The sequence below is a fragment of the Sporichthya brevicatena genome (genome assembly GCF_039525035.1).
Classification (GTDB): domain Bacteria; phylum Actinomycetota; class Actinomycetes; order Sporichthyales; family Sporichthyaceae; genus Sporichthya; species Sporichthya brevicatena.
On sequence record NZ_BAAAHE010000004.1, the window covers coordinates 1 to 25,001 of the forward strand.

Sequence of the window (25,001 nt, forward strand, 5' to 3'; positions counted from 1 at the left end):
CCCGGCGCGTCGCCCGCGCTCCGAATAGACCGCGAGAACGGCTTTGTTCAGGAGAGTCCTAGTCGAAGTCGACCAGCGAGTAGTTCCGCAGCTTCGACAGCAGGTGGGTGCTCTCGATCTTCCGGATCGTCCCGGACTTCGAGCGCATGACCAGCGAGTGCGTCATCGCCGAACCCGCGCGGTACCGGACGCCGCGCAGCAGCTCGCCGTCGGTGATGCCGGTCGCGACGAAGAAGCAGTTGTCGCCGCGGACCAGGTCGTTGGTCGTGAGGACCGCGTCGAGGTCGAGGCCCGCGTCGATCGCCTTCTGCCGCTCGTCGTCGTCGGTCGGCCACAGGCGGCCCTGGATCATGCCGCCGATGCACTTGATCGCGCAGGCCGCGATGATCCCCTCCGGCGTGCCGCCGACGCCCATGAGCAGGTCGACGCCGGTGCCCTCGGTGGCGGCCATGATCGCGCCGGCGACGTCGCCGTCGGTGAGGAACTTGATGCGGGCGCCGGTCTCGCGGATCTCCGCGGCCAGCTTCTGGTGCCGCTCGCGGTCGAGGAGGACGACCGTGACGTCGTGGACGTCGGAGTTCTTCGCCTTCGCGACCAGGCGGATGTTCTGCGCGACCGGGAGCCGGATGTCGACCAGGTCGGCCGCCTCGGGACCGGTGACGAGCTTGTCCATGTAGAAGACCGCGGACGGGTCGTACATCGTCCCGCGCTCGGCGACGGCGAGGACCGAGAGCGCGTTGTTCATGCCCATCGCGGTCAGGCGGGTGCCGTCGATGGGGTCGACGGCGACGTCGCACTCCGGACCCGAGCCGTCGCCGACCTTCTCGCCGTTGAACAGCATGGGCGCCTCGTCCTTCTCGCCCTCGCCGATGACCACGACGCCGTTCATCGAGACGGTGCCGATGAGCTGGCGCATGGCGTTGACGGCGACGCCGTCCGCGCCGTTCTTGTCGCCACGGCCGACCCAGCGGCCGGCCGCCATCGCGGCCGCCTCGGTGACTCGCACCAACTCCAGGGCCAGGTTCCGGTCCGGCGACTCGGCACCGACCTGCAGGTCGCTGGGGATGTCCCTCATTACTGGTCCTCCTCGGCAGTCTTCGCGATCGCGGCGTCGAGTCGGGCGCGCGCCCCGTCCAGGCGGTCCCGGCAGACCGCGGCCAACTGCTCGCCGCGCTCCCACAGCGCCAGGGACTCCTCGAGCGTCAGATTGCCCGCTTCGAGCCTGGCGACGATCTCGGTCAGGGCGTCCCGGGCCTGCTCGTACCCAAGTTCGGCACCGGGTTCGTACCCCGGTTCCGGCGCAGGATCCTTCTTGGCCGCCATGACAAGAACCCTAGTGAGCGGCGGAACTCTCGGGCGCGGCGGTCGCGGCGAGCGTGCCACCGGCCAGGCGGAGCGCCAGGGCCTCACCGGCCGTGGCCTCGGCGGGATCCCGCAGGACGCTGCCGTCCGCGCGCTGGACGATCGCGTACCCACGCTCCAGCGTCGCGGCGGGGGAGAGGGCCCGCACCCGCTCGGAGCGGTGCTGCAGGTCGTCGCTCGCCCGGTCGAGCAGGTGGCGCAGGCAGCGGCGGGCGCGATCGCGCAGGTCGTCGACCTGTTGGCCGTGCCGGCGCAGGCCCGCGGCGGGGTCGGCGAGCACCGGCCGGCTGCACAGCCCGGCGACGATCGCCTGCTCACGGTGGAGCCGGGAGTCCACGGCCCGGAACGCGCGGCGGGCCAGTCCGTCGATCAGCGCCTGCTGCTCGCCGACGTCGGGGACGACGAGCTTGGCGGCGTCGGTCGGTGTCGAGGCGCGGACGTCGGCGACGAAGTCGACCAGCGGGTTGTCCTGCTCGTGGCCGATCGCGGCGACCACCGGGGTCCGGGCGGACGCGACCGCCCGCACCAGCGTCTCGTCGGAGAACGGCAGCAGGTCCTCGACCGAACCCCCGCCGCGCGCGAGCACGATGACGTCGATCTCGGGGTCGACGTCGAGTGCCGAGAGCGCGCCGAGGATCTCCGACACCGCGTACGGGCCCTGGACGGCGACCTCCCGGACGTCGAACTCCACGGCGGGCCACCGGCGCCGCGCGTTCTCCAGGACGTCCCGCTCGGCGGCGCTCGCCCGGCCGCAGATCAGGCCCACCCGGTGGGGCAGGAACGGCAGCGGACGCTTGCGGCGGGCGTCGAACAGGCCCTCGGCGGCCAGGACACGGCGCAGGTGCTCGAGGCGGGCCAGCAGTTCGCCGAGCCCGACGGTGCGGATCGCCTCGGCCGCGAACGACACCGACCCGCGCGGGACGTAGAAGTTCGGGCGGCCGAACACGACGATCCGGGAGCCGTCCTCGACCGGCGGGACGACGTCGTCGAACAGCGCCCGGGAGCACGTGACCTGGAGGCTGACGTCCGCGATGGGGTCGCGGAGAGTGACGAAGATCGTCGACGCCCCGGGGCGGCGGACCACCTGGGTCACCTGGCCCTCGACCCAGACCCGGCCCAGCTTGGCGATCCACTGCCCGATCAGGTGGGCGACGGTCCGCACCGGGACGGGCTTCTCCGCGGTGGTTTCCAGGGGCACCCGAACAGCCTAAGGCGGGGGTCGTTGCCGACCTGTTATCCCGCGCAATCCGGGGCATTTGCGCCGGTCAGAGCAATGATCTTGGTCTTACATCACGGTCCGGTTGCGACCACGCCAACTTTTGGGGGGTTGGACCGGCGCGGCCGTTGTGACTCCGGTGGGCGGGGCGCAAGGATGTGCCACGTGTTGCTCCAGGTGTCGGACCTCACAGTCCGTTACGGCCGAACCATCCAGGGCCTTGCCGATGTCGACGTCGACGTGCCCGAGGGGTCGGTGACGGCTGTCCTGGGTGCCAACGGGGCCGGGAAGTCGACGCTGCTGCGCGCGATCTCCGGCACGCTCCCGTTGCACCGCGGCAAGGTCGCGCAGGGGAAGGTCTCGCTCGAAGGGCGGGACATCACCCGGCTCGACCCCGCCGAGATCGTGGCGGCCGGCGTCGTCCAGGTGCCCGAGAACCGGCAGATCTTCGGCACGATGACCGTGGAGGAGAACCTCCGCGCCGGTGCGCTGATCGTGCCCAAGGACAAGCGCGGACCGGCGCGGGACCGCGTCTACGAACTGTTCCCCCGGCTCCTCGAACGCCGCACCCAGCGGGCGGGCCTGCTCTCCGGCGGTGAGCAGCAGATGCTCGCGATGGGCCGCGCGCTCATGTCGAGCCCGAAGCTGCTGCTGCTCGACGAACCCTCCCTCGGCCTCGCCCCGAAGATGATCACGCTGATCGGCGAGATCATCTCCGAGATCAACGCGGCCGGCACCGCCGTCCTGCTCGTCGAGCAGAACGCTGCGATGGCCCTCAAGGTCGCGCAGAACGTCGTCGTGCTGGAGGTCGGCCGCCTCGCGCTGACCGGCACCGCGGCCGACGTCAAGGACTCGCCCGAGCTCGCCGCGCTCTACCTCGGCGGCCACGGCGACAGTCACGAGAGTGACGCGCAGTCAGATGGGGAGGCTGCGGCCCCGCGGACCCCCGTCGCCCGCCGGACGCTGTCGAAGTGGCAGGGCTGACATGGCCACCTCCGCGCTCGCGGTCGAGAACGTCGCGCTCAGCTTCGGCGGCGTCAAGGCGCTCGACCAGGTCTCGTTCTCCGTGGCGCCCGGCACCATCCATGCGCTGATCGGCCCGAACGGCGCCGGCAAGTCGACGTGCTTCAACGTGATCTCCGGCGTCTACCGCGCCGACTCCGGCGTCGTCCGGGTCAACGGCAACGACGTCACCGGTCTGCGGCCGCACCAGCTCGCGACCCGCGGCCTCGGCCGGTCGTTCCAGAACCTCGCGCTGTCGATGCACTCGACGGTGCTCGACAACGTCATGCTCGCGCGGCACAGCCGCACCCGGGGCGGGTTCCTCGCGTCCGGCGTGCGCTGGCCGGCGATGGTGGCGGAGCAACGCAAGCACACCGCCCGCGCGGTCGAGATCTGCGAGTTCCTCGGCATCGAGCGGCTGCTCCACGCCCCGGTGGGTGGCCTGTCCTACGGCGACGCGAAGCGGGTGGACATCGCCCGCGCGCTCGCCACCGAACCCGAGGTGCTGCTGCTCGACGAGCCGGCCGCCGGCATGAACGCCGGCGAGACCGCCGAGGTCGCCGAGCTGATCAAGGTGGTCCGTGAGGCCCTCGACATCTCGATCCTCCTCGTCGAGCACGACATGACGCTCGTCATGGGCGTCGCCGACCGCATCACGGTCCTCGACTTCGGGAAGGTCGTCGCGGACGGCACGCCCGCCGAGGTGCGCAACGACCCGGAGGTCATCCGGGCCTACCTGGGAGAGCAGGACTAGCTGATGGAGACCTTCATCCAGGTCGTCGTCAACGGCCTCGGCAAGGGCGCGGTCTACGCACTGCTCGCGCTCGGCTTCGTGATCATCTTCAAGGCCAGCGGTGTGCTGAACTTCGCCCACGGGTCCTTCGTGCTGCTCGGCGGCTACGTCGCGTTCCGCACGCAGGAGGACCTCGGCTTCGTGCTCTCGGCGATCCTCGGTGTGGCGACGGCCGGCCTGGGCGCGCTGTTCATCGAACGGGTGCTGGTGGCCCGGCGCCCGCTGGCCGACCCGATCGCGCTGGCGCTGCTCACCATCGGCGTCGACGTGATCCTGACGGAGGAGATCATCCGCCGGATCGGGCTCGACATCCCGTTCCTCGGGTCGCCCTACGACGGCAAGCCGGTGCACGTCGGCGAGGTCACCTTCTTCCGCACGCACCTGATCGCGCTCGCGGTCGGCGCGGTGCTCGTGACGCTGTTCTTCCTGGCCTTCCGCTACACGGGCTGGGGTGTGGCGATGCGCGCCCAGGCCGAGAACCGCGAGGCGGCCGCCCTGATGGGCATTCGCCGCGGCCGGGTGACCGGGACCGCCTGGGTGATCGCGGGCGTGCTCGCCGGCGTCGCCGTGCTGTTCCTCGCCACGCAGGACTTCTCCGGTTCCGGTCTGTCCCGCAGCACCCACGCGATCGCGCTGGTCGCGTTCCCGGCCGCGATCATCGGCGGCCTCGACTCCACCGGCGGCGCGATCCTCGGTGGCGCGATCGTCGGTCTGACCGAGGCGCTCTCCGCTCAGTACATCTCGTTCGAGTTTTCCAAGGTGGCCGTGTACATCGTGATGCTCGCGGTCCTCATCGTCGCGCCGAGCGGCATCTTCGGAACCCGGGAGCGAACGCGTGTCTGACGAGACCCTGACCGCGGATCCGCCGGCGGAGTCCGCGTCCCACCGCGGCTCCGGCGGTGGGGGCCTGGACCGGGCCACGATGTTCCGCTGGGGCGTGCGCCTCGTCATCGCGATCCTCGTGCTGACGCCCCCGTTCTACTTCGAGCCCTCCTGGCTGCGTGTCGGCCAGTACGTGATGATCGGCGCGGTCGGCGCCATCGGCCTCACCCTGCTGACCGGGCAGGCGGGGCAGCTCTCGCTGGCGCACCCGTTCTTCATGTTCGTCGGCGGCACCACGTACTGCGTGCTCGGCAGCGAGGACGCACCCGGACGGGTCGGGTTCGGTCTGCCCTCGCTGCTCGCGCTGTTCGGGGCCATCGCGGTCACCGCCGCCCTGGGGCTGGCGTTCGCTCCGGTGTCCAGCCGCGTCCGAGGGGTCTATCTCGGTGTCGCGACGCTGGCGTTGGTCTACGTCGCGTTGTACCTGGGTCAGCAGTGGAGCTCCCTGTCCGGCGGCACCGCGCGCGGTCGCCCCTCCCCGGACCTCAACCTCTTCGGCCTGCACACGCTGAAGGCCGAGCCCGAGATCACCATCTTCGGCACCGAGTTCCAGCGTGAGCACCGCGTCTATCTCGTCTTCGCCCTGATCCTGCTGATCGCGTACCTGCTCGCGCAGGGCGCCGTGCGCGGTCGGCCCGGCCGGGCCTGGCGCGCGATCCGCGACAGCGAGTCCGCGGCGTCCGCGCTCGGGGTGAACGTCAAGCGGGTCCGGGCCGAGGTCTTCGCGATCTCCTCGGCGTACGCCGGTCTGGCCGGCGTCATGACGGTCATGTGGTACCGCCTGCTGAAGCCGGACGAGAGCGAGTTCGCCGGCACCTACAGCATCGTCGTCGCGATCGCGTTCCTCGCGATGATCCTGATCGGCGGCCTCGGGTCGGTGGGCGGCGCCATCGCCGGCGCCGCACTCGTCTTCGGCCTGCCCGGCATGCTCACCCTGACGATCGGCGGCTCGGAGATGTTCGGCACCTCCGGCGCGCACGCGATCACCCCCACGATCTTCACCGCTTTCGTCTACGGGGCTGCGATCATCCTGGTCGTCCTCTTCGAGCCCGGCGGGCTCGCGGCCCTCGGGCGTCGGCTGAAGATGACGTTCGCCCGAACGCAGCTTGGTTCCACGCTCCTGTCCCCGAAAGGAAGCTGAACTCGATGCGCAGATCCCTGAAGGTTCCTGCTCTGTTCCTGGCCGGGGCTCTCGCCCTCGCCGCCTGCGGTGGTGACGACGACGAAGCCTCCTCCGGTGGGACTGGTGCCGACGGCGTCAAGGGTGGCCCCGGCATCACCGACGACACCATCACCCTGGGCGTCATGACGGACCTGACCGGTCCGTTCAAGGACTTCAGCACCACGCTGCAGGCCGGCCACAAGATGTGGGTGGACGAGGTCAACGGCAAGGGCGGCATCTGCAACCGGCAGATCAAGCTCGAGACGCTCGACCACGGCTACAAGGCCGACACGGCCACCATCCAGTTCCCCGACCTCGAGCCCAAGGTCGCGGGCTTCATGGAGCTGCTCGGCTCGCCGGTCATCGCCGCGCTGAAGACCGACATCAACGACAAGCAGGTCACCACCATGGCGGTGTCCTGGAGCTCCGAGCTGCTTGACCAGCCCTACGTGATCATCGTCGGCACCACGTACGACCTCGAGATGATCAACGGCCTCGACTACCTGCTCGAGAAGGGTGACATCAAGAAGGGCGACACGATCGGGCACATCTACCAGGAGGGCGAGTACGGCGGTAACGGTCTCGCCGGTGCCAAGCACTTCGCCAAGGAGAACGGCATCAAGCTCTCCGAGGCCAAGGTCACCTCGACCGACACCGACATGAAGGCGATCGTCACCAAGTTCAAGGGTGAGGGCGTCAAGGCCATCGCGCTGACCACCTCGCCGGCGCAGACGGCGTCCGCCGCCACCAACAACGTCGGCCTCGGCCTCAACGTCCCGATGGTCGGCAACGGCCCGGTCTTCGCGCCGGCCCTGCTCGACACCCCGGCGGCGAACGCGCTGAGCAAGCTGTACGTCGTCGCCTCGGCCGTCCCGTACACCTCGCCGCTGCCCAAGGCCAAGGAGCTGGCCAAGGCGTTCGAGGAAGCGAACCCGGACATCAAGCCGAGCTTCACCGTGCAGTACGGCTACGCGCAGGGCCTGATCTGGGGTCAGATCCTCAACAAGGCCTGCGAATCCAAGGACCTGAGCCGCGAGGGCATCAACGCCGCGCTCAAGGCCAGCGACAACATCACCACCGACAAGCTGGTCTCCGACCTCGACTTCTCGAAGCCCGGCTCGCCGTCCTCGCGTGACGTCTACATCGCGCAGGTCGACAAGGGCACCAAGGGTGGTCTGAAGCAGGTTCAGGGCCTCAAGGTCGGCAAGGACGCCAAGACCTACAAGGCTCCGCACGAGGGCATGTGATCCCAGCCCGCGGCTGAGCTGAGCTCCTGGCTCGAACCGCAGCACCGGTGGCCGTCTCCCCCGATCGGGGGTGGCGGCCATCGGTCGTTTCCGGCCCCGCGCCGGCAGCGGTTATCGTCGCGGCATGGCTGTGGACCGTTTGCTCCCGACGGAAGAGGCGCGCGACCTGATCGCGCTGACCCGCGACTTCGCGGACAACGAGCTCGCCTCGCGGGTCGAGGCCTGCGAGAAGAACGAGACCTACCCCGACGGCTTGTTCGCCAAGATGGCCGAGGTCGGGCTGCTGGGCCTGCCGTACCCGGAGGAGTGGGGCGGCGGCGGCCAGCCGTACGAGGTCTACCTCCAGGTGCTGGAGGAGCTCGCCGCCCGCTGGGCCGCCGTAGCGGTCGCCACCAGCGTCCAGGCGCTCTCGATCCACCCCGTCTTCAAGTTCGGCACGCCCGCCCAGCAGGAGCGGTGGCTGCCGGACATGTGCGCCGGCAAGCTCATCGGCGGCTACAGCCTCTCCGAGCCGCAGGCGGGCTCCGACGCCGCGGCGCTGATCTGCAAGGCCGAGAAGACCGAGACCGGCTTCCGCGTCACCGGCACGAAGGCGTGGATCACCCACGGCGGCGTCGCCGACTACTACGCGCTGTTCGCCCGCACCGGCGAGGGCTCGCGCGGCATCTCCTGCTTCGTCGGGCCGGGCCAGGCCGAGGGCCTCTCCTTCGGCAAGCCCGAGGAGAAGATGGGCCTGCACGCCGTCCCGACCACGACCGCCTTCTACGACGGCGTCGACCTCGAGGCGGACCGGCTGATCGGCGCCGAGGGTCAGGGCCTCGAGATCGCGTTCTCCGCCCTCGACGCCGGGCGCCTCGGCATCGCCGCCTGCGCGACCGGGCTCGCCCAGGCCGCGCTTGACGCCGCCGTCGCGTACGCGAACGAGCGCACGACGTTCGGGCGCAAGATCGTCGACCACCAGGGCCTCGGGTTCCTGCTCGCCGACATGGCCGCCGCCGTCGACTCCGCCCGCGCGACCTACCTCGACGCCGCCCGGCGCCGCGACGCCGGTCGGCCGTACAGCCGCGCCGCCTCCGTCGCGAAGCTCGTCTGCACCGACGCCGCGATGAAGGTGACCACCGACGCCGTCCAGGTCTTCGGTGGCTACGGCTACACCCGCGACTTCCCGGTCGAGCGCTACATGCGCGAGGCCAAGATCATGCAGATCTTCGAGGGGACGAACCAGATCCAGCGCCTGGTCATCTCCCGCGGCCTGTCCGCCTCCCGCTGACTCCCGCTGACTCCCGCTGACTCCCGCTGACGCCCCGCCGGCGTCGTCAAAAAAGGGTGACACCCCTTACTCCGCAGTAAGGGGTGTCACCCTTTGCGGTTACTGCGCAGTAAGGGGTGTCACCCTTTGCGGTTACTGCGCAGTAGGGGGTGTCACCCTTTTCAGGCAGCGCTCAGGTCGGGGCGGGTCAGGGGATGAGGCCGGCGCGACGGGCGGCGGTGACGGCCTCGACGCGGTTGCGGGCGCCGAGCTTGCGCATCGCGGCGTGGAGGTAGGACTTCACCGTCGACTCGCCGACACCGAGACGCTCGCCGGCCTCGGCGTTGGAGCAGCCGATCGCGACCTGGGTGATGACGTCCAGTTCGCGGGGGGTGAGGGTGACGACGCGGTCGGCCTCTTCCTCCTGCCCGGACGTGCGGAGGGTGCCCGCGAGGCGGTGCATGAGGTCGTCGATGAGCTGGCGGGTCGTGCCGGTGGCCGTGCTGCGGATCAGCCCGAGCTCGGCGTGGACGTCGCGAAGGCGCTGGTCGGCGCCCGGGGCCGGGGCCTGCATCGCGGACGTGAGCTCGGCGAGGCGCCGGTTGACCTCGGCGGTGACCGCGGCCTCGTACTCCATACGCCGCGCGACGGCGACGGCGCGGTCCATCATGCGCTCGCTGATCAGCTCCGGGCGGCGCAGGCCCGCGTAGATGACGCCGGACGCGCCCGCGCGGCTGAGGATCGGCACCGCGAGGATCGCGTGCAGCCCTTCCTTCTTCACCGCCGCGTCGTAGTCGTGCGTGATGCCGCGTGCGGTGCTGTAGTCGCGCACGTGGATCGGGCGCCCGACCGCCATGGCCTTGCCCCCGAGGCCACGGCCCAGCTCGACCTGGACGCCGCGCAGTGCCTCGGTCTTGGTGCCGACGAACGTGCTGAGAACGGCGGGGGAACCTTCACCGGCACGCGTGCCGCCGAAGGTGATCTCGGCGCCTGTGACCTGCTTGAGCTCGTACAGGTACGCCGCCAGCGTGGGGACCTCGGTGTGGAGGGTCCCCCTCGTGGATACGGCCGTGGATTGCATCCGGGCATTGTGCGATGCGCGTCACAAGGTAACAAGCACGGGGTGGGAACGAACCCGCTGGGTAGTCACACTGTTACTTGACGTGTCCGCTACTTCACGTACTCCGGCGGGATGCGGTGCGAGCAGGCGACGCCGGCGAACCCGTCGGTGGACACCTGCTGGGCGACCTGGACGCCGTCGACGAACATCCGGCACGACAGCGACCCGGCGCCGGTCTCCGCGCTGCGGACCTCGACGGCCGCGTAGCCGCCGGACGGCCCGACCGGGAGCGTGACCGAGCTCTTCCACGGCAGCGGGACGTTGACCGCCTGCTCGGTGGCGTTGCGCTCGCCGACCACCCAGGTCACGACGGGTGCCGTGGCCGCGGCCGTGCCGGTGACCTCGTACAGCACCTCGTGGTTCACCGGGTCGGTACGGACGACGGGATGCTGCGGCCCGTCGTCGCCGGAGAAATAGGCCAGTCCGGCGCCGAGCACGATGACCAGCGCCACGACAACGCCGCCGACGAGCGCGAGGCGTCGGCGCGGCGGTGAAGTCTGAGTGAGCGTCACGTCGGAGTCCTTCCGGGCGGGGGAGCTCCATCGTGCGAGCGGGTTGAGTCGGGATCGATTCGCCCGGATTAACGGCAGATCTCCGAGTGAGCACGTTTCCCGCGTTGCGTCGCACTCACGGTGCGATCGGTTCCCGGCGAATCCCAATTGATCTGCGCGTAACGCATAGCGCGCTCTCAGGAAACCGCAAACCGCCGTAATCGGGACAGCACAGCGCCTTCGGAAGAAATGCCCGCCACCCCGGATGCACCTGAGCTTGTCGCAGAAGCACCCCCGGACCTCGGAGCCCAACGGCGGGTTACGCAGCGCCGGTCCACATGAAGGAGACAACGAATGCGCTCAGCAGGCAGGCGCAAAGTCCCTTCCTTGCTGACCCTTGCGGGTCGGCCGGGAGTGGGACGGTCGGTAGCCGTGTCAGCGGCTCTGGCCATGACCATGATTGGTGTCGCGCCCGGCGCGGTCGCCTCGACGGACGAGTCCCCGGTCGCCGCCGCGCCCGCGGCCGCGCCCGTGGCGGCTCCTCCGGTTGCCTTCGGTCCCCAGCCGGCGTTGTTCACGCTGCGGGACGACCAGGGCAAGTGGTTCGACACCGGAACGGACATCTTCGGCACGCAGTCGCTCGCGGTCGCGGAGATGCCCACCCTCAACCCGGCAGGTGTGCTCGGTAACTCGGTCGGCGACATCGTCGGCAACACCGCCAGCGTCATCGGCAAGGGCGCGCTCTCGGGCGCGGACCTCGCCGAGGTCATGAACCTCGACATGGCGGAGCAGGTCCACAGCGTCCGGGCGGACGGGGCGAACTCGCCCACCTACGCCGACCTGGGCGTCGACGTGACCAAGCTGCTCAACCTCGACACCGTGCGCAAGACGGCGGCGCAGCTCCTGCCCGCCAACGACGCGCGGCTCGGCGAGCTCGACGTCCTGATCAAGGAGTTCGTCGCCGAGGCCTCCGCGGCCCCGGCCGACAAGCCCCTCGACATGATGAAGAGCCCGGCGGGTTCGAAGCTGATGAACCTCACCAAGGGGATCCGCGCCGCCGACGCGGCCCTCCTCCCGGTGACCATCAACTTCAACGTCGGGGCGGAGAACACCGACACGGCTCACATGGCTTCGGCCATCATCTGGCCTGACGGCGCCTCAGGTATGCCGTTCGACCAGGCGGGTGCCTGGATCGGTGACCGCACCGTCGAGCTCACCCAGCCCGGCCTGTACGCGTTCGCCTGCAAGGTGCACCCGTACATGCTCGGCGCCGTCGCGGTCGACGACCCGCTGACCCCGGGTGTCGACTTCGGCAACAAGCTCCACATCAAGTCCCGCGGCATGAACGTGCCGTCCTACGCGAACATCGTCTGGCAGCTCGTCCAGAAGTTCTTCGTGATCACCAACCCGGGCAACTGGCAGCACTACAGCGACGCCGAGGCCACCATCTGGGACCCGGGCTTCGCGCCGGCCCCGCTGCTGACGTTCGACTCGTCGGGCTCCCCGCAGCTGGTCATGCTCGAGACCTACATGAAGGACCTGTTCTCGCTCCCGAGCACCCTCAAGAAGGCGGGCACCAAGCCGGCCACCCCGGGTGTCGGCGAGGTCTGGTTCGACACGCAGATGGAGAGGTACGCCGGCAAGACCAAGTCCGGCGCGGCCACGCTGTTGAACGCGGAGACCTGGACCATCGATCGCAAGATCGCTGCTCCTGAGATCAACATGAACAACCCGCACAACATGTGGACCGACAAGAACGAGAAGTACCTGTACCAAACCGAGTGGTTCAGCAACATGCTCGACGTCTTCGACAAGGCGACCGGCAAGCTGATCCGCCGGATCGAGGTCGGCCCCGGCCCGACGCACGTCATGAGCCGGACCGACACCGACCAGCTGCACGTGGCCCTCGGCGGCGGTGGCGCGGTCATGGAGATCGCCCCGGGCGGCACGCGCATCGACCGTCGTCTCCCCGTGGGGTCGCCGGACGAGCTGGTTGCCCACCCGCACGCGCACTGGATGTCCGGTGACGCCAAGTGGATGGCCACGCCGAACGTCAACCTGTACAACGCCTCGCTCGTGGACATCAAGAAGGGCACCTTCGTCCACAAGCAGACCGGTGAGTTCCCGATCGCCACGGGCATGAACCCGACCGGCACCAAGTCGTACATGGCTGACTTCCTCGGTGCGTCCATCAGCTGCATCTCGCACACCAAGGCGGCGTGCATCGCGGACGACGGCAGCAAGGTCGACTACAAGAAGATCGACCTCTGGGAGGAGTACGACCCCTACAGCGGCCCGGCCGGCAACTGGGGTGGCCTCGGTATCCAGATCGCGGTGGCGCCGGACAACTCCGGCATCATCAACGCCAACACCCTGACGTCGAACCTCACGATCCTCGACCCGAAGACGGACAAGATCGTGGCCTGGCTGCCCTGCCACGCGGGCTGCCACGGCGTGAACTTCGGCGCCAAGAAGGGCGGCGGCTACTACGGCTACGTCACCAGCAAGTTCGCGAACGTCATCGATGTCATCGACATCGACCCGAACGGTGACGGCAGCCCGGCCGACGCGGCGGTGGTGGGAACGCTCCTGGCGGACTCCACCTCTGCGACGCAGATGGACGACACGGTTTCCGAGTTCAACGGCTTCGGTGGCCAGGGCGTCCTGCCGGTCCCGCTCGCTTACGAGGGCTGGGTGCAGCGCGTTCCCAAGAACGCGACCAACAAGCAGCTCACCTGCAAGCAGCGGAACCCCGTCAAGTACAAGAGCAAGTGCTGACTGACCGTCAGGTCGTAACGCACTGACCACCCGGACCGGGGGGCGCGTTCCGCGCCCCCCGGCTCCGGCCTTTCTCCCCCCGGAAAGGGATTGCATGTCGAACCACCACGCTCGAGGCCGCCACACCCGCCCCCGCCGGCGCTCGTCGACCGCACTGAGCACCGCGCTCGTGCTCGTCGCGCTGGGCACGTTGCCGGCCCTGGCGCGCTTCGTCCCCGAGTCCGACCACGGCCGGGCCACCGTCGCACAGTCGGCGGTGTCCGCACCCGATGCGGCTCCGGCGGCTCCGGTCGCGCCGCAGACCTCGCAGGAGGCGGTCGACCTCGGTGACGGGACGACGCTCGCGCCGTGGGAGCTCATCGGGGACCAGAAGGTCTTCCGCCTCGTTCTCGCCCCCAAGAAGCAGCGCACCGCCGAGGGTCTGGTCAAGGACGGCCTGTCGGTGAACGGCTCGATCCCCGCCCCGACGATCCGGGTCAACCAGGGGGACAAGCTCAAGATCATCGTCATCAACAAGATGAAGGAGGGCTCCTCGATCCACTGGCACGGCATGGACCTGCCGAACGAGCAGGACGGCGTGCCGGGCATCACCCAGGGAGTCATCCACCCGGGCAAGGAGCACGTCTACGAGTGGACGGCGATCAGCGCCGGGACGCACTGGTACCACTCGCACATGCACGGCGACCAGGAGGGCCGTGGCGTCTTCGGCGGCCTCTACGTCGTCCCGGCGGTCGGCGACATCGCCTCGGACCGCGACTACACGATGATCTTCTCCGACGGGGCGCTCGGCTTCGTCATCAACGGCAAGGCGTTCCCGGAGACCAAGCGACTCGCCGCCCGTGTGGGTGAGCGCGTGCGCATCCGGATCATCGGTGCCGGCCCGGAGTTCATCCACTCGATCCACCTGCACCTCGGGTTCTTCGAGGTCGTGGCGCAGGACGGCAACAAGCTGCCGTTGCCCTACAAGGCCGACACCGTCGTGCTCGGCGTGGGGCAGACCTACGACCTGCTGTGGGTCCCGACGCGCACCGGCGCGTGGATGATGCACTGCCACATCTTCAGCCACTCCGAGACGGCTGCCGGCATGACCGGCATGGCGACGCTGTTCGACGTCGCGGAGGCGAACCCCGTGACGGTTCCTCACGTCCCGGGTGTCGGGGACACCGCGGCAGCGAAGCCGGTCGGACGGATCGATTTCGAACCGGGTCACTGATGGTTCGTGCCCCGCGGAGATCATCCGCCCTTGCCCCCTGGCGATGTCTCGCCGCGGCGGTGGTCGTCGCCCTGCTGAGTGGTCTCGCGCTGCTCGGCCTGGCGACGCCCGCCGCGGCACACGCGAGCCTGATCGGCACCGCCCCGCGGCCGGACCAGGTCCTGGCCGCGGCTCCGAAGACCGTGTCGCTGACGTTCAGTGACGCGATCGATCTCAAGACCGCCCTCGTGCAGGTGCTCGAACCCAGCGGCGCCCCGCTGGCCGTGAGCGACCCGGTGCACGTGGCGGCCAACCCGAACACCCTGGAGGTGACCCTCCCGGCCGACCTGGCCCAGGGAACCCGCACCGTGCTCTACCGGGTGGTGTCCGCGGACGGCCATCCGCTGCAGGGCTCTTTCCGGTTCAGCGTCGGCGTCGCCACGGCGTCGGCCACCCCGGACGCGCTGGTCTCCGACGGCGGGGCGCTCGGGCTCTATCTGGGCATCGCGCGCTGGACCGCGTTCGTGGGTCTGGCACTCGCCGTCGGGACGCTGCTGCTCCTCGTCCTCGCCTGGCCCGGCGGCCTCGGCGTGACGGCGGTGCGGCGGATGATCTGGTACGGCCTCGGGGCGCTCGCCGCCGCGTCGACGGCGAGTCTGCTCCTGTACGGGCCCTACGTGCAGGGGACCGGGCTCTCCGGCATCGTCGACGGACTCGACTACGGGATCTCGACGCGCATCGGCAAGCTGCTGCTCGTCCGGCTCGCGCTGCTCGCGGCGGTCGTCGTCGCGCTCGCGCTGTGGTTGCGCCGGGCCCGGCGGTCCGGTCGCGTCGGCGGCCCGGGTCCGGTCGCGGCGACGCTGATCGGGGGAGGGGCACTCGCCCTGACCTGGAGTCTCGCGACCCACAGTGCCGAGGGGAGCGGCCGGTTCGTCACGCTGCCGGTCGATCTCGTGCACATGATGGCGATGAGCGCCTGGCTCGGTGGCATGCCGGCGCTGCTCGTGCTGCTGCTGAAGGTGAAGGACTCCGCGGCGCTCACCAAGGCCGTGCCGATGTTCTCGCGGACGGCGACGATCTGCGTCGTCGCGCTCGTGGCCACCGGCGTGATCCAGGCCTGGCGTCAGGTGGGGTCGGCCGACGCGCTGACCTCCACGACCTACGGCGACTGGCTGATGGTCAAGGTCGGCCTCGTCCTGGGCATCGTCGCCCTCGGCGGGTTCGCCCGGTGGTGGGCCACGCCGCGTCTGGTGGCGGCGCACGCGGTCCCCGAGGGCCGGGGGTCCCGGCGCGCCGGCGTCAGCACGGCGCGGTCGGCGGCGGTGGAGGTGGGCTCGACGCGGCTCGGCCGCGTGGTCGCGCTGGAGACCAGTCTCGGCGCCGTCGTCCTCGCGGTGACGGCGACGCTGGTCGCGACCCAGCCGGCCGAGGCGGCGCACGAGGCCGCGTTGGCCGCGCACTCCTCGGCGAGCACGAACCGTGCGCTGCTTGCCGCCTCGCCCGCCGACCTGACCATCGGGTTCCGGTTGGCGAAGCCGGCCGCCGGCGTGGAGCCGGTGGCGTTCCGGAAGCCGCTCGAGGTCCCGGAGGGGCCGGCCAAGGGACGCGGGTTCATCCAGGCGGTCATCAGCCCGGCGTTCGGCGGGCTGCCCAACGAGTTGCACGTCTCGGTCACCGACGACCAGGGACGTCCCCTACCCGTCGGATCGGTCCTCGTGGACCTGCGCACCGTCGGCGGGACGCAGGAACGGTCCAGCCAGAGCCCGCTGAGCAGCAGCGGCCAGGGCCACTTCTTCAGCGCCTTCACCGTCCCGCGGGCGGGTCAGTGGGAGCTGGGGATCACGGTCCGGGACGTCGACGGCAGCGAGGCCCTGGTGATCGTGCCGTTCGAGGCCCAGGTGATGGGCGCATGAGCAGGACGACGTTGACTGACGCACCATCAGAAACGATGAGGAGAATTCCGATGCGCACTCGCAGGTACACGCAGCTTCCCTGGACGCGGGGAGTCGCCGTGTCGGCGCTGGTCCTGGGGCTGGTTGCGACCAGCCCCTCCGGCGCCGGGGCGCAGGAAGGACGGCCGTCGGCCGGATCGCACGAGGTGAGTCAGAAGAACCTGCAGTTCAACCCGTTCGAGATGACCGTCACCGTCGGCGACACCGTCCACTGGACGAACTACGAGACCGACCAGACGATCCACAGTGTCGTGCAGCAGGGCGGGGCGGAGATCAACTCGCCGGACATCCCGCCGGGGGCCCACTTCGAGTGGACCTTCACCCAGGTCGCCGACTACACGCTGACGTGCCGGTTCCACCCGGACATGTTCATGACGATGCACGTCGTCGACGCCAAGGCGGCCAAGCCCGCGAAGGGGGCCAAGGACGGCAAGTCCACCGGCAAGTCCACCGGCAAGAAGACGGACGCCAAGAAGGCGGGTGGCAAGAAGGCCGACAAGCCGAAGAAGGCGCCGGCGGCGCCGCCGGTGAACCACGACGCCCACGCGGAGTCGGCGAAGAAGTCGATCCCGGCCCCGCCGCCGGGGCCGCCGGAGTCGACGATCCCGGGTGTCGCGGGACTGCCGATCCGGCCGGAGCGGTGAGTTAGTACCTGACGAGAAGTCAGGCGCCGGGGCGGCGCTGCTCCTTCATCCCCCGCAGTTCCTTCGGGAGGCTGAAGAGCAGCGTCTCCTCGGCGGACCGCACTTCCTCGACGTCGCCGAAGCCGCGCTCGGCGAGGTACTCCAGCAGGCCGCGGACGAGCACCTCGGGCACCGAGGCGCCGCTGCTGACGCCGATGGTGCCGACGCCGTCCAGCCAGGTCTCGTCGACCTCGCCGGCGTGGTCGATCAGGTGCGCGTCCTTCGCCCCGTACTCGCGGGCGACCTCGACCAGGCGCACCGAGTTCGAGGAGTTGCGCGAGCCGACCACGAGGAACAGGTCGCACTGACCGGCCATCTGCTTCACCGCGACCTGACGGTTCTGGGTGGCGTAGCAGATGTCGTCGCTCGGCGGGTCGACGAGCGCGGGGAAGCGTTCGCGCAGCTTGCCGACGGTGGCGACGGTCTCGTCGACCGAGAGCGTCGTCTGCGACAGCCAGACCACGTGCTCGGGGTTGCGGACCTGCACGTTGGCGACGTCGTCGGGGCCGTCGACGAGGTGGATGTGCTCGGGGGCCTCGCCGGAGGTGCCGATGACCTCCTCGTGGCCCTCGTGGCCGATCAGGAGGATGTCGTAGTCCTGCGCGGCGAACCGGCGGGCCTCGTTGTGGACCTTGGTGACCAACGGGCAGGTCGCGTCGATCGTCCGCAGCGACCGCTCCGCCGCCTCGGTGTGCACGACCGGCGCGACGCCGTGGGCGGAGAACACGACCAGCGAGCCCTCAGGCACCTCGTCGGTCTCGTCGACGAAGATCGCGCCGCGCTCGCGCAGCGTCGCGACCACGTGCTGGTTGTGGACGATCTCCTTGCGCACGTAGACCGGAGCGCCGTGGAGTTCCAGGGCCTTCTCGACGGTCTGCACCGCGCGGTCGACACCCGCGCAGTAACCCCGCGGGGCGGCGAGGAGCACGCGGCGGCGGGCGGGAGCGGCGGGAGAAGTCACCCCTCCACTCTAGGTCGAGAGCTGGATCACGGCCGCAGCAGTTCCGGGGCGGTGAGCGGCCGGGCGCACGCGTCGGCCCCGCGCGGCGCGGGGAGGTCGTCACCCACCACGCGCAGTTCCTGCAACCGGCGGGCGGTGACCAGCACGCGGCTCTCCAGCGATCCGGCGGTCGCGTTGTAATCCGCGACCGCACGGTTGAGCGAGCGACCGAGCCGGTCGACGTGCTCGCCCATCGTGGCCAGGCGGGCGTAGAGCTCCCGGCCGAGGTCGAACACCTCGCGGGCGTGGGTGGTCAGGCTGTCCTGCTGCCAGCTCCAGGCGACGGTGCGCAGCATCGCGACCAGCGTCGTGGGGGTGGCGATGATCACGCGGGCGCCGAGGGCGTGCTCCAGCAGGGCGGGGTCGCGTTCGAGCGCGGGGGACAGGAACGCCTCGCCCGGCAGGAACAGCACGACGAACTCGGGGCTGCCGGCCACGCTGCGCCAGTACTCCTTGCCCGCGAGCTGGTCGACATGGGTCCGCAGCGCCCGGGCGTGGGCGCGCAGGCGCTCCTCGCGGCGGGCCTCGTCCGGCGCCGCGCTCGCCTCCAGGTACGCGGCGAGCGAGACCTTGGCGTCGACCACGATCGTGCGCCCGCCGGTGAGCCGGACGACCAGGTCCGGCCGGAGCGTGCCGTCGGCGGTCGCGGTGCTGACCTGCTCGGTGAAGTCGCAGTGCGGGGCCATCCCGGCCAGCTCCACGACGCGGCGCAGCTGCAGCTCGCCCCAGCGACCGCGGGTCTGCGGGGCGCGCAGGGCGGTCAACAGTTCGCCCGTCCGCATCGCGAGGGCTTCGGTCGCCTCCCGCGTCATGCTCACCTGCTGGGTGAGCGCGCCGTACGCGCCGGCGCGGGCGAGTTCGAGCTCCCGGAGGCGGACCTCCAGGCGGCCGAGGGTGTCGTCGAGGTCGCCCGGCGGGACCGGGCGGCGCTCGCTCGGCCTGTTCCGGTCGGCGAGGCGGACGGCCACGGTGACGCCGAGGACGGCGCCCAGCACCAGCCCCAGGAGGAACACCGATCCCAGTTCGATCATGCGTCACACGATGCCGGGGACCACCGACAGTTCGGCCCCGGTCACGTCTGGTGCGTCCCGATTCGCCCGGTCTAGGGTTCGGCGCAGGTCCTGGGGAGGCCGCGGGTTGGGGGACTCGGCGATGGCAGTTCTTTCGGCGACACGACGGTTCCGGGCGGTCGCGACGGCGACGGCGCTGCTCGCCGCCCTGACTCCCGCGGCCACGCCGGCCGCGGCGGCGCGCAAGCCGGCGCCGGTCGTCGCCGTCGCGCTCGGGGACTCGATCACGCGCGGCTTCAACGCGTGCGGCTTCTACCGGGACTGCCCGAAGCGGTCCTGGAGCACCGGCGGCGACGCCGCCGTCCGCAGCCACGCACAGCGGCTGCCGGTGGCGACCGGGGTGCGGATCCGGGCGGTCAACCTCGCCCGCAGCGGGGCGAAGGCCGCGGCGCTGGCCGGGCAGGCGGCTCAGGCGGCGGAGGCCAGGGCGCGGTACGTCACGGTCGAGATCGGTGCGAACGACGTCTGCACCTCCTCCGAGGACGCGATGACGCCGGTGGCGGACTACCGCGCCGCGATCCGGGAGGGCCTGGAGGTGCTGCGCACCGGGGCGCCGCAGGCGCGGGTGCTCGTGGCGAGCATCCCCGACGTCGGGCGGCTGTGGGAGATCGGCAAGGGCCGCTGGCAGGTCCGCCAGGTGTGGGACCGGCTCGACGTCTGCCCGTCGATGCTCGCATACCCCACCTCCGAGCGGCGGGAGGACGTCGAGCGCCGCGAGCGCGTCCGGACGCGGGTGAAGCAGTTCAATGCGGTGCTGGAGGCCGAGTGCGCCGCGTACGGGCCGCAGTGCCGCTACGACGGCGGGGCCGTGTTCCGGGCGCGGTTCCAGCTCGGGCAGGTCAGCAAGTGGGACTACTTCCACCCGAGCACGTCCGGGCAGCGCCTGCTCGCGGAGGTCAGCTGGAAGGCGGGGTTCTTCGCGGCTGAACCGGCCCGCGCGGGCGGTGCGTAGACTCCCGCCACGTGAGTCTCACCATCGGGATCGTCGGCCTGCCCAACGTCGGCAAGTCCACCCTCTTCAACGCCCTGACCAAGAACGACGTGCTCGCGGCGAACTACCCGTTCGCGACGATCGAGCCGAACGTCGGCGTCGTGGGCGTCCCGGACCCGCGCCTGGAGAAGCTGGCGGAGATCTTCGGCTCGGCCAAGATCATCCCGGCCACCGTGAGCTTCGTGGACATCGCCGGCATCGTGAAGGGCGCCTCCGAGGGCCAGGGCCTCGGAAACAAGTTCCTCGCGAACATCCGTGAGTCGGACGCGATCTGCCAGGTGATCCGGGTCTTCAACGACCCGGACGTCGTCCACGTCGACGGCGTCGTGTCGCCGAAGGCCGACATGGAGACGATCAACACCGAGCTGATCCTCGCCGACCTCCAGACGATCGAGAAGGTCTTGCCGCGCCTGCAGAAGGAGACGCGGCTCTCGAAGGACCTCGCGAAGGCGAACGCCGCGACCCTCGACGCCGTCCTGGCCGCGCAGGAGGTCCTGAACTCCGGGCGCACGATCTACGCCGCGGGCCTCGACCCCGCGCCGCTGAAAGAGCTGCACCTGCTCACCGCGAAGCCGTTCCTCTACGTCTTCAACATGGACTCCGGCGAGCTCGGCGACGAGGCCCTCAAGGCCGAGCTCCGCGCCCTCGTCGCCCCGAGCGAGGCGATCTTCCTCGACGCGAAGATCGAGTCCGAGCTGATCGAGCTCGACGAGGACGAGGCCCTCGAACTGCTCCAGTCCACGGGCCAGGAGGAGTCGGGCCTGAACCTGCTCGCCCGCGTCGGCTTCGCGACCCTCGGCCTGCAGACCTATCTGACGGCGGGTCCGAAGGAAGCCCGGGCCTGGACCATCCACAAGGGCGACACCGCCCCCGAGGCCGCCGGCGTCATCCACTCCGACTTCCAGCGCGGCTTCATCAAGGCCGAGGTCGTCGCCTTCGACGACCTCGTCGCCGCCGGCTCCATGGCCGAGGCCAAGGCCCGCGGCCAGGTCCGCATCGAGGGCAAGGACTACGTCATGCGCGACGGCGACGTCGTGGAGTTCCGCTTCAACGTCTGATGTCTCGTAACGTCAGCGGGATCGCGCGTCATAGCGCTCGATCTCGCTGACGTCACGGGGGATGCGGGTCAGCCGAGGACGGTCTTGCAGGACTGGCAGAACCGGACGGCCATGAGGCCGGAACCGTCGGTGGCCATCACGGGGTTGCCGCTGATCAACTGCTCGATGGCGTTCGGGGTGTTCTCGATGCGGCCCCACCCCTCGAACAGGCCGGTGGAGTCCGGGTTCTCGCCGCGGACCTTGCAGACGCCGCCGGGGAGGTGGGCGGTCGAGCCGGTGACCTGGCCGTAGGAGGAGTACGTCACGGTCGCGGGGCCGAGCCAGAGCTCGCCGGCACGGGCGCGGGTCCGGGCCTGGGCGGCTGCGCTGGTCACGGGCGTGCGGGCGCCCCCGCCGGAGCTTCCACCGGAACTGCGGGGCCGGGCGGCGGTCGGGGTGATCAGGCCGGCTCGTTCGGCCTGACGACGGCAGACGACGTCGCGGCAGTCGGATCGGTCGTGGGAACGGCATCGGTACGCAGGCACCGCGTGAGCTTAACCAAGGCAGGCATTCCAGCCCCGGGGGGTGGGGCTGCACCCGAAGGCCCCGCTGGACTTCGCGCATAACGTATTGCGTTAATAACGCAACGCGTTATCCTGGAGCCCGTGATCAGGTCGTTCGCGGACCGCGAGACGGAACGACTGTGGCAGCGCGATCGGGTCAGATCCATCGACCCGCGCATCCTGCGCACAGCACTGCGCAAGCTCGCGATCCTTGACGCGGCCGTGACGCTCAACGACCTCGCGGTACCGCCCGGCAACCGACTGGAGGCGCTCCGTGGAGTTCGGCGCGGACAGCACAGCATCCGGATCAACGACCAGTGGCGAATCTGCTTCACCTGGACCGAGCTGGGTGCTGAGGACGTCGAGATCGTGGACTATCACTGAGGAGGTGTGACGTCGGTGAAGAAGCTCGACCCGATCCACCCGGGTGAGGTGTTGATGGCGGATTTCATCGAGCCACTGGGGGTCACTCAGCACAAGGTGGCGGTCGCGATCGGTGTCCCGCCCCGTCGGATCAACGAGATCGTCCACGGGAAGCGCCGCATCTCTGCGGACACGGCCCTGCGCCTCGCGCGGTACTTCGGGACCAGCGACCTGTTCTGGGTCAACCTGCAGAACCGTTACGACCTGGAGGTCGAGCGCGACGCCCTCGGCGACACGCTGGACCGGATCGAGCCGCTGCGTTCGGCCTGACGGACCTGCCGCTCGGGGCTCCGACGGTCCAGAATCGGGGTCATGCCGACTGTCGTGGATTTCGTGAACGTCTCGACCGCGGGGCTGGAGTCGTCGCCGGTGGCGGAGGCGCTGGCGGGGCTGCGGGCGAACGAGGCCCGGTACTTCCAGAACAAGTACGGGCACGAGTTCGCGACCGAGCCGGCGGCGAAGGCGAAGCAGGCGGTCGCCTACGTGGCCAAGATCCTCAAGAACGAGCGGGACATCGTCATCGACTCCAAGCCGCTGGAGGCGACGTCCTTCGAGGTCGAGGGGATGCGCTGGACGTACGTCTTCTACGAGTCGGGCCTGTCGATCAACGTGCTCTACACGCTGGAGCCGGGCGGGAAGCGGGCCGTTGGGTTCAAGCTCTCCGACGGCATGGAGGTCCCGGCGGAGCTCGCGGACAAGTTCAAGTTCGCCCGCCAGAAGTCGAAGCTCGCCGGGACGATCCGCGGGTCGTACTTCGTCATCAAGGGCGAGTACTGAGGAACGTCCTAGGGTGGGTCCCATGACCTTCCTGGAGCGCCTGGGGGCGGCGCTGAACGGACCGTCCGGGAGTCTGGAAGCCCTCTGGGACTCCCTCGACGTCCGGGACCACGCCCGGCGCCTGGTCGTCGCCCACTACCTCGCGGACGTGCAGCGGGACCTGGAGTCCGAGGTCCGCTGGGACGAACTCGCGCTGATGCTGGCCGACCAGGTCACCGACGAGGCGCTGCAGGAGATTCACCCCACGCTGACCGTCGCCGGGTTCGTGCCGTCGCTGCAGCTCAACCTGGCCGACAGCTACCGCCGGATGGGCCGCTTCGACGAGGCGGCGACGGCGCTGGACCGCTCGGTCGCGCTCAACGGGCACCTGCCGCCGAGCGGCGGCGAGCAGGGGGAGTACCGGCAGTTGATCCTCGACGCGCAGCGCCGGGTCGGGGAGCTGATCGCCGCGCGCGACAGCGCCGACGTGCTGGCCAAGCACGCATGAACGTCGTCATCCACACCGACGGCGGCTGCACGCCCAACCCCGGCCCCGGCGGCTGGGGCGCAGTGCTGCGCTACGGCGACCACATGCGCGAGCTCTTCGGTGGGGACCCCGGCACCACCACCAACAACCGCATGGAGCTGACGGCCCCGATCATGGCGCTGGAGGCGCTCACCCGGCCCGTGGTCGTGCAGCTGTACACGGACAGCACGTACGTCCGGAACGGGATCACCAGCTGGATGCGCTCGTGGGAGCGCAACGGCTGGCTGACCGCGGCCAAGCAGCCGGTGAAGAACGTCGACCTGTGGCAGCGGCTCAAGTCCGCGTGCGACAAGCACGAGGTGCACTGGCACTGGGTCAAGGGCCACGACGGCGTCGCCGACAACGAGCTCGCCGACCAGCTCGCCACCCGCGGCATGCAGGCCGCGATGGCCGTCAGCCGGTGAGCTCCACCAGCAGCCGCAACGCCGCGAGCTGCTCCTCCCACGGGCCCGACGTCTTCGCCAGCAACGTCATGATCCCGACTTTCTGATACTCCGTCACTCGGGCCGCGATCTGGTCCCGTGTCCCGACGAGGTTCGTCAGCGCCCCGAGCGCGAGGGGAACCGCGGCGGCCGCCTCCTCGCGGCGCTTCTGCTGCCAGAGCCGGGCGACCTCGGCCACCTCGTCGCCGTACCCGAGCCGGGTGAAGGCCTCGTTGTAGAAGTTCGTCGAGCCCGATCCCATCGCGCCGATCGTGAACGCGTAGCCGTCCGCGTGCCGGCGGACGCGGCGGGCGGCGTCGGCCTCGTCGGACGCGATCTCCAGCGCGACCGGGGCGACGAGGTCGAGGTCGGCGAGGGTCCGTCCGGCCCTTGCGGCGCCCTCGGCGATCGGACCGAGGAACACCTCCGCCTGCTCGGGGACGAAGGCGTTGCCGAGCCAGCCGTCCGCCAGTTCGCCGGTGACCGCGAGGTTCCGCGGTCCGAGGGCGGCCACGTAGATCGGGACGTGCGCGGGCTCCAGGTCCGGGGTGATCGCCTTGCCGCGGCTGTCCGGCAGGGGGAGCGGGTACACCTCGCCGGGGTGCACCAGCTTCTCGCCGCGGGCGACCTGGCGGACGATCTCGATCGTCTCCCGCGTGGTCTGCACGGGCCGCGAGAACCGGACGCCGTGCCAGCCCTCCATCACCCCGGGCCCGGAGACGCCGATGCCGAGCCGGAAGCGCCCGCCGGACAGCGCCTGCAGGCTCAGCGCCGACGACGCGAGCAACGCCGGGCTGCGCGACCCCAGCTGCACGACGAACGAGCCGAGGATGAGGGTGCGCGTGTGCGCGGCGATCCACGCCAGGCCGGTCAGCGCGTCGTACCCCCACGTCTCCGGGGTCCACAGCGAGGCGACGCCGAGTGCCTCGGCCGCCTGGGCGAACGCGACGGCACCGGGGACCTGGGGCTGCACCAGCGCGCCGACCCGCACGGTAGCCACCTCTCGTCGGCCAAGACTATGGTGAGCCCCATAGTAGGGGTCCCGACCCGGAGGAGGCCGCTC

The 25,001-nt window shown here is 70.4% G+C and carries 26 protein-coding genes; 17 read left to right on the forward strand and 9 right to left on the reverse strand.

What is annotated here, in order from left to right; all coding sequences use genetic code 11:
• Nucleotides 1–58 precede the first annotated feature (58 nt).
• The 3 genes from glpX to xseA are packed head-to-tail and all read right to left on the reverse strand — an operon-like array spanning nucleotide 59 to nucleotide 2,560.
• The gene (glpX, locus tag ABD401_RS01300; RefSeq protein ID WP_344600756.1) at nucleotides 59–1,075 is read right to left on the reverse strand and encodes a class II fructose-bisphosphatase; all 1,017 of its coding nucleotides are present in this window, start codon (nucleotides 1,073–1,075) and stop codon (nucleotides 59–61) included.
• Nucleotides 1,075–1,323, reverse strand: coding sequence for an exodeoxyribonuclease VII small subunit (locus tag ABD401_RS01305; protein WP_344600758.1), 249 nt, complete (start codon nucleotides 1,321–1,323; stop codon nucleotides 1,075–1,077). Before ABD401_RS01305 ends, glpX begins: the two co-directional genes overlap by 1 nt.
• Before the next feature lie 10 nt (nucleotides 1,324–1,333).
• On the reverse strand, nucleotides 1,334–2,560 hold the full coding sequence (gene xseA, locus ABD401_RS01310; protein WP_344600761.1) for an exodeoxyribonuclease VII large subunit: 1,227 nt from the start codon (nucleotides 2,558–2,560) through the stop codon (nucleotides 1,334–1,336).
• Between the two features lie 186 nt (nucleotides 2,561–2,746).
• Between xseA and ABD401_RS01315 the strand changes: the two genes are divergently transcribed.
• The 6 genes from ABD401_RS01315 (at nucleotide 2,747) to ABD401_RS01340 (ending at nucleotide 8,934) form a co-directional block, all read left to right on the forward strand.
• Nucleotides 2,747–3,562 carry an ABC transporter ATP-binding protein gene (locus ABD401_RS01315; protein WP_344601121.1) on the forward strand — a complete coding sequence of 272 codons (816 nt, stop codon included), beginning with the start codon at nucleotides 2,747–2,749 and terminating at the stop codon, nucleotides 3,560–3,562.
• Between the two features lies 1 nt (nucleotide 3,563).
• Entirely contained in the window at nucleotides 3,564–4,334 is a 771-nt protein-coding gene (locus ABD401_RS01320) for an ABC transporter ATP-binding protein (RefSeq protein ID WP_344600763.1), read from the forward strand.
• 3 nt (nucleotides 4,335–4,337) lie between these two features.
• Nucleotides 4,338–5,216: a branched-chain amino acid ABC transporter permease gene (locus ABD401_RS01325; protein ID WP_344600765.1), complete on the forward strand. Its 879-nt coding sequence runs from the start codon at nucleotides 4,338–4,340 to the stop codon at nucleotides 5,214–5,216.
• Complete coding sequence (locus ABD401_RS01330; protein ID WP_344600767.1) at nucleotides 5,209–6,396, forward strand: branched-chain amino acid ABC transporter permease; 1,188 nt, start codon at nucleotides 5,209–5,211, stop codon at nucleotides 6,394–6,396. The genes ABD401_RS01325 and ABD401_RS01330 overlap by 8 nt, the downstream gene beginning before the upstream one ends.
• Nucleotides 6,397–6,401: 5 nt before the next feature.
• The gene (locus tag ABD401_RS01335) at nucleotides 6,402–7,664 is read left to right on the forward strand and encodes an ABC transporter substrate-binding protein (RefSeq protein WP_344600769.1); all 1,263 of its coding nucleotides are present in this window, start codon (nucleotides 6,402–6,404) and stop codon (nucleotides 7,662–7,664) included.
• A gap of 124 nt (nucleotides 7,665–7,788) precedes the next feature.
• A complete protein-coding gene (locus ABD401_RS01340; RefSeq protein WP_344600771.1) occupies nucleotides 7,789–8,934 on the forward strand; it encodes an acyl-CoA dehydrogenase family protein in 1,146 nt (381 codons plus the stop codon).
• 187 nt (nucleotides 8,935–9,121) lie between these two features.
• Here the strand turns inward: ABD401_RS01340 and ABD401_RS01345 are convergent, their stop codons facing one another.
• Together ABD401_RS01345 and ABD401_RS01350 are read right to left on the reverse strand one after the other, a co-directional pair.
• Nucleotides 9,122–9,994 (reverse strand): helix-turn-helix transcriptional regulator, encoded by an 873-nt coding sequence (locus ABD401_RS01345; protein WP_344600773.1) that lies wholly within the window; start codon nucleotides 9,992–9,994, stop codon nucleotides 9,122–9,124.
• 89 nt (nucleotides 9,995–10,083) lie between these two features.
• Entirely contained in the window at nucleotides 10,084–10,545 is a 462-nt protein-coding gene (locus tag ABD401_RS01350) for an MmpS family transport accessory protein (protein ID WP_344600775.1), read from the reverse strand.
• 429 nt (nucleotides 10,546–10,974) lie between these two features.
• Between ABD401_RS01350 and ABD401_RS01355 the strand changes: the two genes are divergently transcribed.
• The 4 genes from ABD401_RS01355 to ABD401_RS01370 all read left to right on the forward strand — a co-directional run bounded on the left by ABD401_RS01355 (nucleotide 10,975) and on the right by ABD401_RS01370 (nucleotide 17,090).
• On the forward strand, nucleotides 10,975–13,302 hold the full coding sequence (locus tag ABD401_RS01355; RefSeq protein WP_344600777.1) for a copper oxidase: 2,328 nt from the start codon (nucleotides 10,975–10,977) through the stop codon (nucleotides 13,300–13,302).
• A gap of 94 nt (nucleotides 13,303–13,396) precedes the next feature.
• Entirely contained in the window at nucleotides 13,397–14,515 is a 1,119-nt protein-coding gene (locus ABD401_RS01360; protein WP_344600779.1) for a multicopper oxidase family protein, read from the forward strand.
• A gap of 59 nt (nucleotides 14,516–14,574) precedes the next feature.
• Entirely contained in the window at nucleotides 14,575–16,407 is a 1,833-nt protein-coding gene (locus ABD401_RS01365; protein ID WP_344600781.1) for a copper resistance CopC/CopD family protein, read from the forward strand.
• Nucleotides 16,408–16,457: 50 nt separating this feature from the next.
• Nucleotides 16,458–17,090, forward strand: coding sequence for a plastocyanin/azurin family copper-binding protein (locus ABD401_RS01370; protein ID WP_344600783.1), 633 nt, complete (start codon nucleotides 16,458–16,460; stop codon nucleotides 17,088–17,090).
• 19 nt (nucleotides 17,091–17,109) lie between these two features.
• On the opposite strand, the gene ABD401_RS01375 is transcribed toward ABD401_RS01370, so the two are convergent.
• Both ABD401_RS01375 and ABD401_RS01380 read right to left on the reverse strand, forming a co-directional pair.
• Entirely contained in the window at nucleotides 17,110–18,090 is a 981-nt protein-coding gene (locus tag ABD401_RS01375; protein WP_344600785.1) for a 4-hydroxy-3-methylbut-2-enyl diphosphate reductase, read from the reverse strand.
• A gap of 26 nt (nucleotides 18,091–18,116) precedes the next feature.
• Nucleotides 18,117–19,160, reverse strand: a complete 1,044-nt coding sequence (locus tag ABD401_RS01380) for a DNA recombination protein RmuC (RefSeq protein ID WP_344600787.1) — start codon at nucleotides 19,158–19,160, stop codon at nucleotides 18,117–18,119.
• Between the two features lie 121 nt (nucleotides 19,161–19,281).
• Between ABD401_RS01380 and ABD401_RS01385 the strand changes: the two genes are divergently transcribed.
• Both ABD401_RS01385 and ychF read left to right on the forward strand, forming a co-directional pair.
• On the forward strand, nucleotides 19,282–20,151 hold the full coding sequence (locus ABD401_RS01385) for a GDSL-type esterase/lipase family protein (RefSeq protein ID WP_344600789.1): 870 nt from the start codon (nucleotides 19,282–19,284) through the stop codon (nucleotides 20,149–20,151).
• An 11-nt stretch (nucleotides 20,152–20,162) separates the two neighbouring features.
• Nucleotides 20,163–21,248, forward strand: coding sequence for a redox-regulated ATPase YchF (gene ychF / locus ABD401_RS01390; protein WP_344600791.1), 1,086 nt, complete (start codon nucleotides 20,163–20,165; stop codon nucleotides 21,246–21,248).
• Between the two features lie 68 nt (nucleotides 21,249–21,316).
• Here ychF and ABD401_RS01395 read toward each other — a convergent pair whose 3' ends face one another.
• Entirely contained in the window at nucleotides 21,317–21,772 is a 456-nt protein-coding gene (locus ABD401_RS01395) for a hypothetical protein (protein ID WP_344600793.1), read from the reverse strand.
• 120 nt (nucleotides 21,773–21,892) lie between these two features.
• Here ABD401_RS01395 and ABD401_RS01400 point away from each other — a divergent pair, with 120 nt between their 5' ends.
• Genes ABD401_RS01400 through rnhA form a run of 5 tightly spaced genes read left to right on the forward strand, consistent with a single transcriptional unit; the run spans nucleotide 21,893 to nucleotide 23,920 of the window.
• Nucleotides 21,893–22,174, forward strand: a complete 282-nt coding sequence (locus ABD401_RS01400) for a type II toxin-antitoxin system RelE/ParE family toxin (RefSeq protein WP_344600796.1) — start codon at nucleotides 21,893–21,895, stop codon at nucleotides 22,172–22,174.
• 15 nt (nucleotides 22,175–22,189) lie between these two features.
• Nucleotides 22,190–22,483, forward strand: coding sequence for a HigA family addiction module antitoxin (locus ABD401_RS01405; protein WP_344600799.1), 294 nt, complete (start codon nucleotides 22,190–22,192; stop codon nucleotides 22,481–22,483).
• A 42-nt stretch (nucleotides 22,484–22,525) separates the two neighbouring features.
• Nucleotides 22,526–22,990 (forward strand): phage tail protein, encoded by a 465-nt coding sequence (locus ABD401_RS01410; RefSeq protein WP_344600801.1) that lies wholly within the window; start codon nucleotides 22,526–22,528, stop codon nucleotides 22,988–22,990.
• A 22-nt stretch (nucleotides 22,991–23,012) separates the two neighbouring features.
• Nucleotides 23,013–23,477, forward strand: coding sequence for a hypothetical protein (locus tag ABD401_RS01415; RefSeq protein WP_344600803.1), 465 nt, complete (start codon nucleotides 23,013–23,015; stop codon nucleotides 23,475–23,477).
• Entirely contained in the window at nucleotides 23,474–23,920 is a 447-nt protein-coding gene (gene rnhA, locus ABD401_RS01420) for a ribonuclease HI (RefSeq protein ID WP_344600806.1), read from the forward strand. Before ABD401_RS01415 ends, rnhA begins: the two co-directional genes overlap by 4 nt.
• Here the strand turns inward: rnhA and ABD401_RS01425 are convergent.
• A complete protein-coding gene (locus tag ABD401_RS01425; protein WP_344601123.1) occupies nucleotides 23,910–24,929 on the reverse strand; it encodes an LLM class flavin-dependent oxidoreductase in 1,020 nt (339 codons plus the stop codon). The genes rnhA and ABD401_RS01425 overlap by 11 nt on opposite strands.
• Nucleotides 24,930–25,001 lie beyond the last annotated feature (72 nt).

Bases quoted from the DNA above. Each gene is read 5' to 3' on its own strand.
- ABD401_RS01355 (WP_344600777.1), top strand. From the start codon at position 10,975: ATGACCATGATTGGTGTCGCGCCCGGCGCGGTCGCCTCGACGGACGAG.
- ABD401_RS01410 (WP_344600801.1), top strand. From the start codon at position 22,526: ATGCCGACTGTCGTGGATTTCGTGAACGTCTCGACCGCGGGGCTGGAG.
- ABD401_RS01320 (WP_344600763.1), top strand. From the start codon at position 3,564: ATGGCCACCTCCGCGCTCGCGGTCGAGAACGTCGCGCTCAGCTTCGGC.
- ABD401_RS01340 (WP_344600771.1), top strand. From the start codon at position 7,789: ATGGCTGTGGACCGTTTGCTCCCGACGGAAGAGGCGCGCGACCTGATC.
- ABD401_RS01335 (WP_344600769.1), top strand. From the start codon at position 6,402: ATGCGCAGATCCCTGAAGGTTCCTGCTCTGTTCCTGGCCGGGGCTCTC.
- ABD401_RS01415 (WP_344600803.1), top strand. From the start codon at position 23,013: ATGACCTTCCTGGAGCGCCTGGGGGCGGCGCTGAACGGACCGTCCGGG.
- ABD401_RS01305 (WP_344600758.1), bottom strand. From the start codon at position 1,323: ATGGCGGCCAAGAAGGATCCTGCGCCGGAACCGGGGTACGAACCCGGT.
- rnhA (WP_344600806.1), top strand. From the start codon at position 23,474: ATGAACGTCGTCATCCACACCGACGGCGGCTGCACGCCCAACCCCGGC.
- ABD401_RS01345 (WP_344600773.1), bottom strand. From the start codon at position 9,994: ATGCAATCCACGGCCGTATCCACGAGGGGGACCCTCCACACCGAGGTC.
- ABD401_RS01360 (WP_344600779.1), top strand. From the start codon at position 13,397: ATGTCGAACCACCACGCTCGAGGCCGCCACACCCGCCCCCGCCGGCGC.
- ABD401_RS01370 (WP_344600783.1), top strand. From the start codon at position 16,458: ATGCGCACTCGCAGGTACACGCAGCTTCCCTGGACGCGGGGAGTCGCC.
- ABD401_RS01385 (WP_344600789.1), top strand. From the start codon at position 19,282: ATGGCAGTTCTTTCGGCGACACGACGGTTCCGGGCGGTCGCGACGGCG.
- ABD401_RS01325 (WP_344600765.1), top strand. From the start codon at position 4,338: ATGGAGACCTTCATCCAGGTCGTCGTCAACGGCCTCGGCAAGGGCGCG.
- glpX (WP_344600756.1), bottom strand. From the start codon at position 1,075: ATGAGGGACATCCCCAGCGACCTGCAGGTCGGTGCCGAGTCGCCGGAC.
- ABD401_RS01380 (WP_344600787.1), bottom strand. From the start codon at position 19,160: ATGATCGAACTGGGATCGGTGTTCCTCCTGGGGCTGGTGCTGGGCGCC.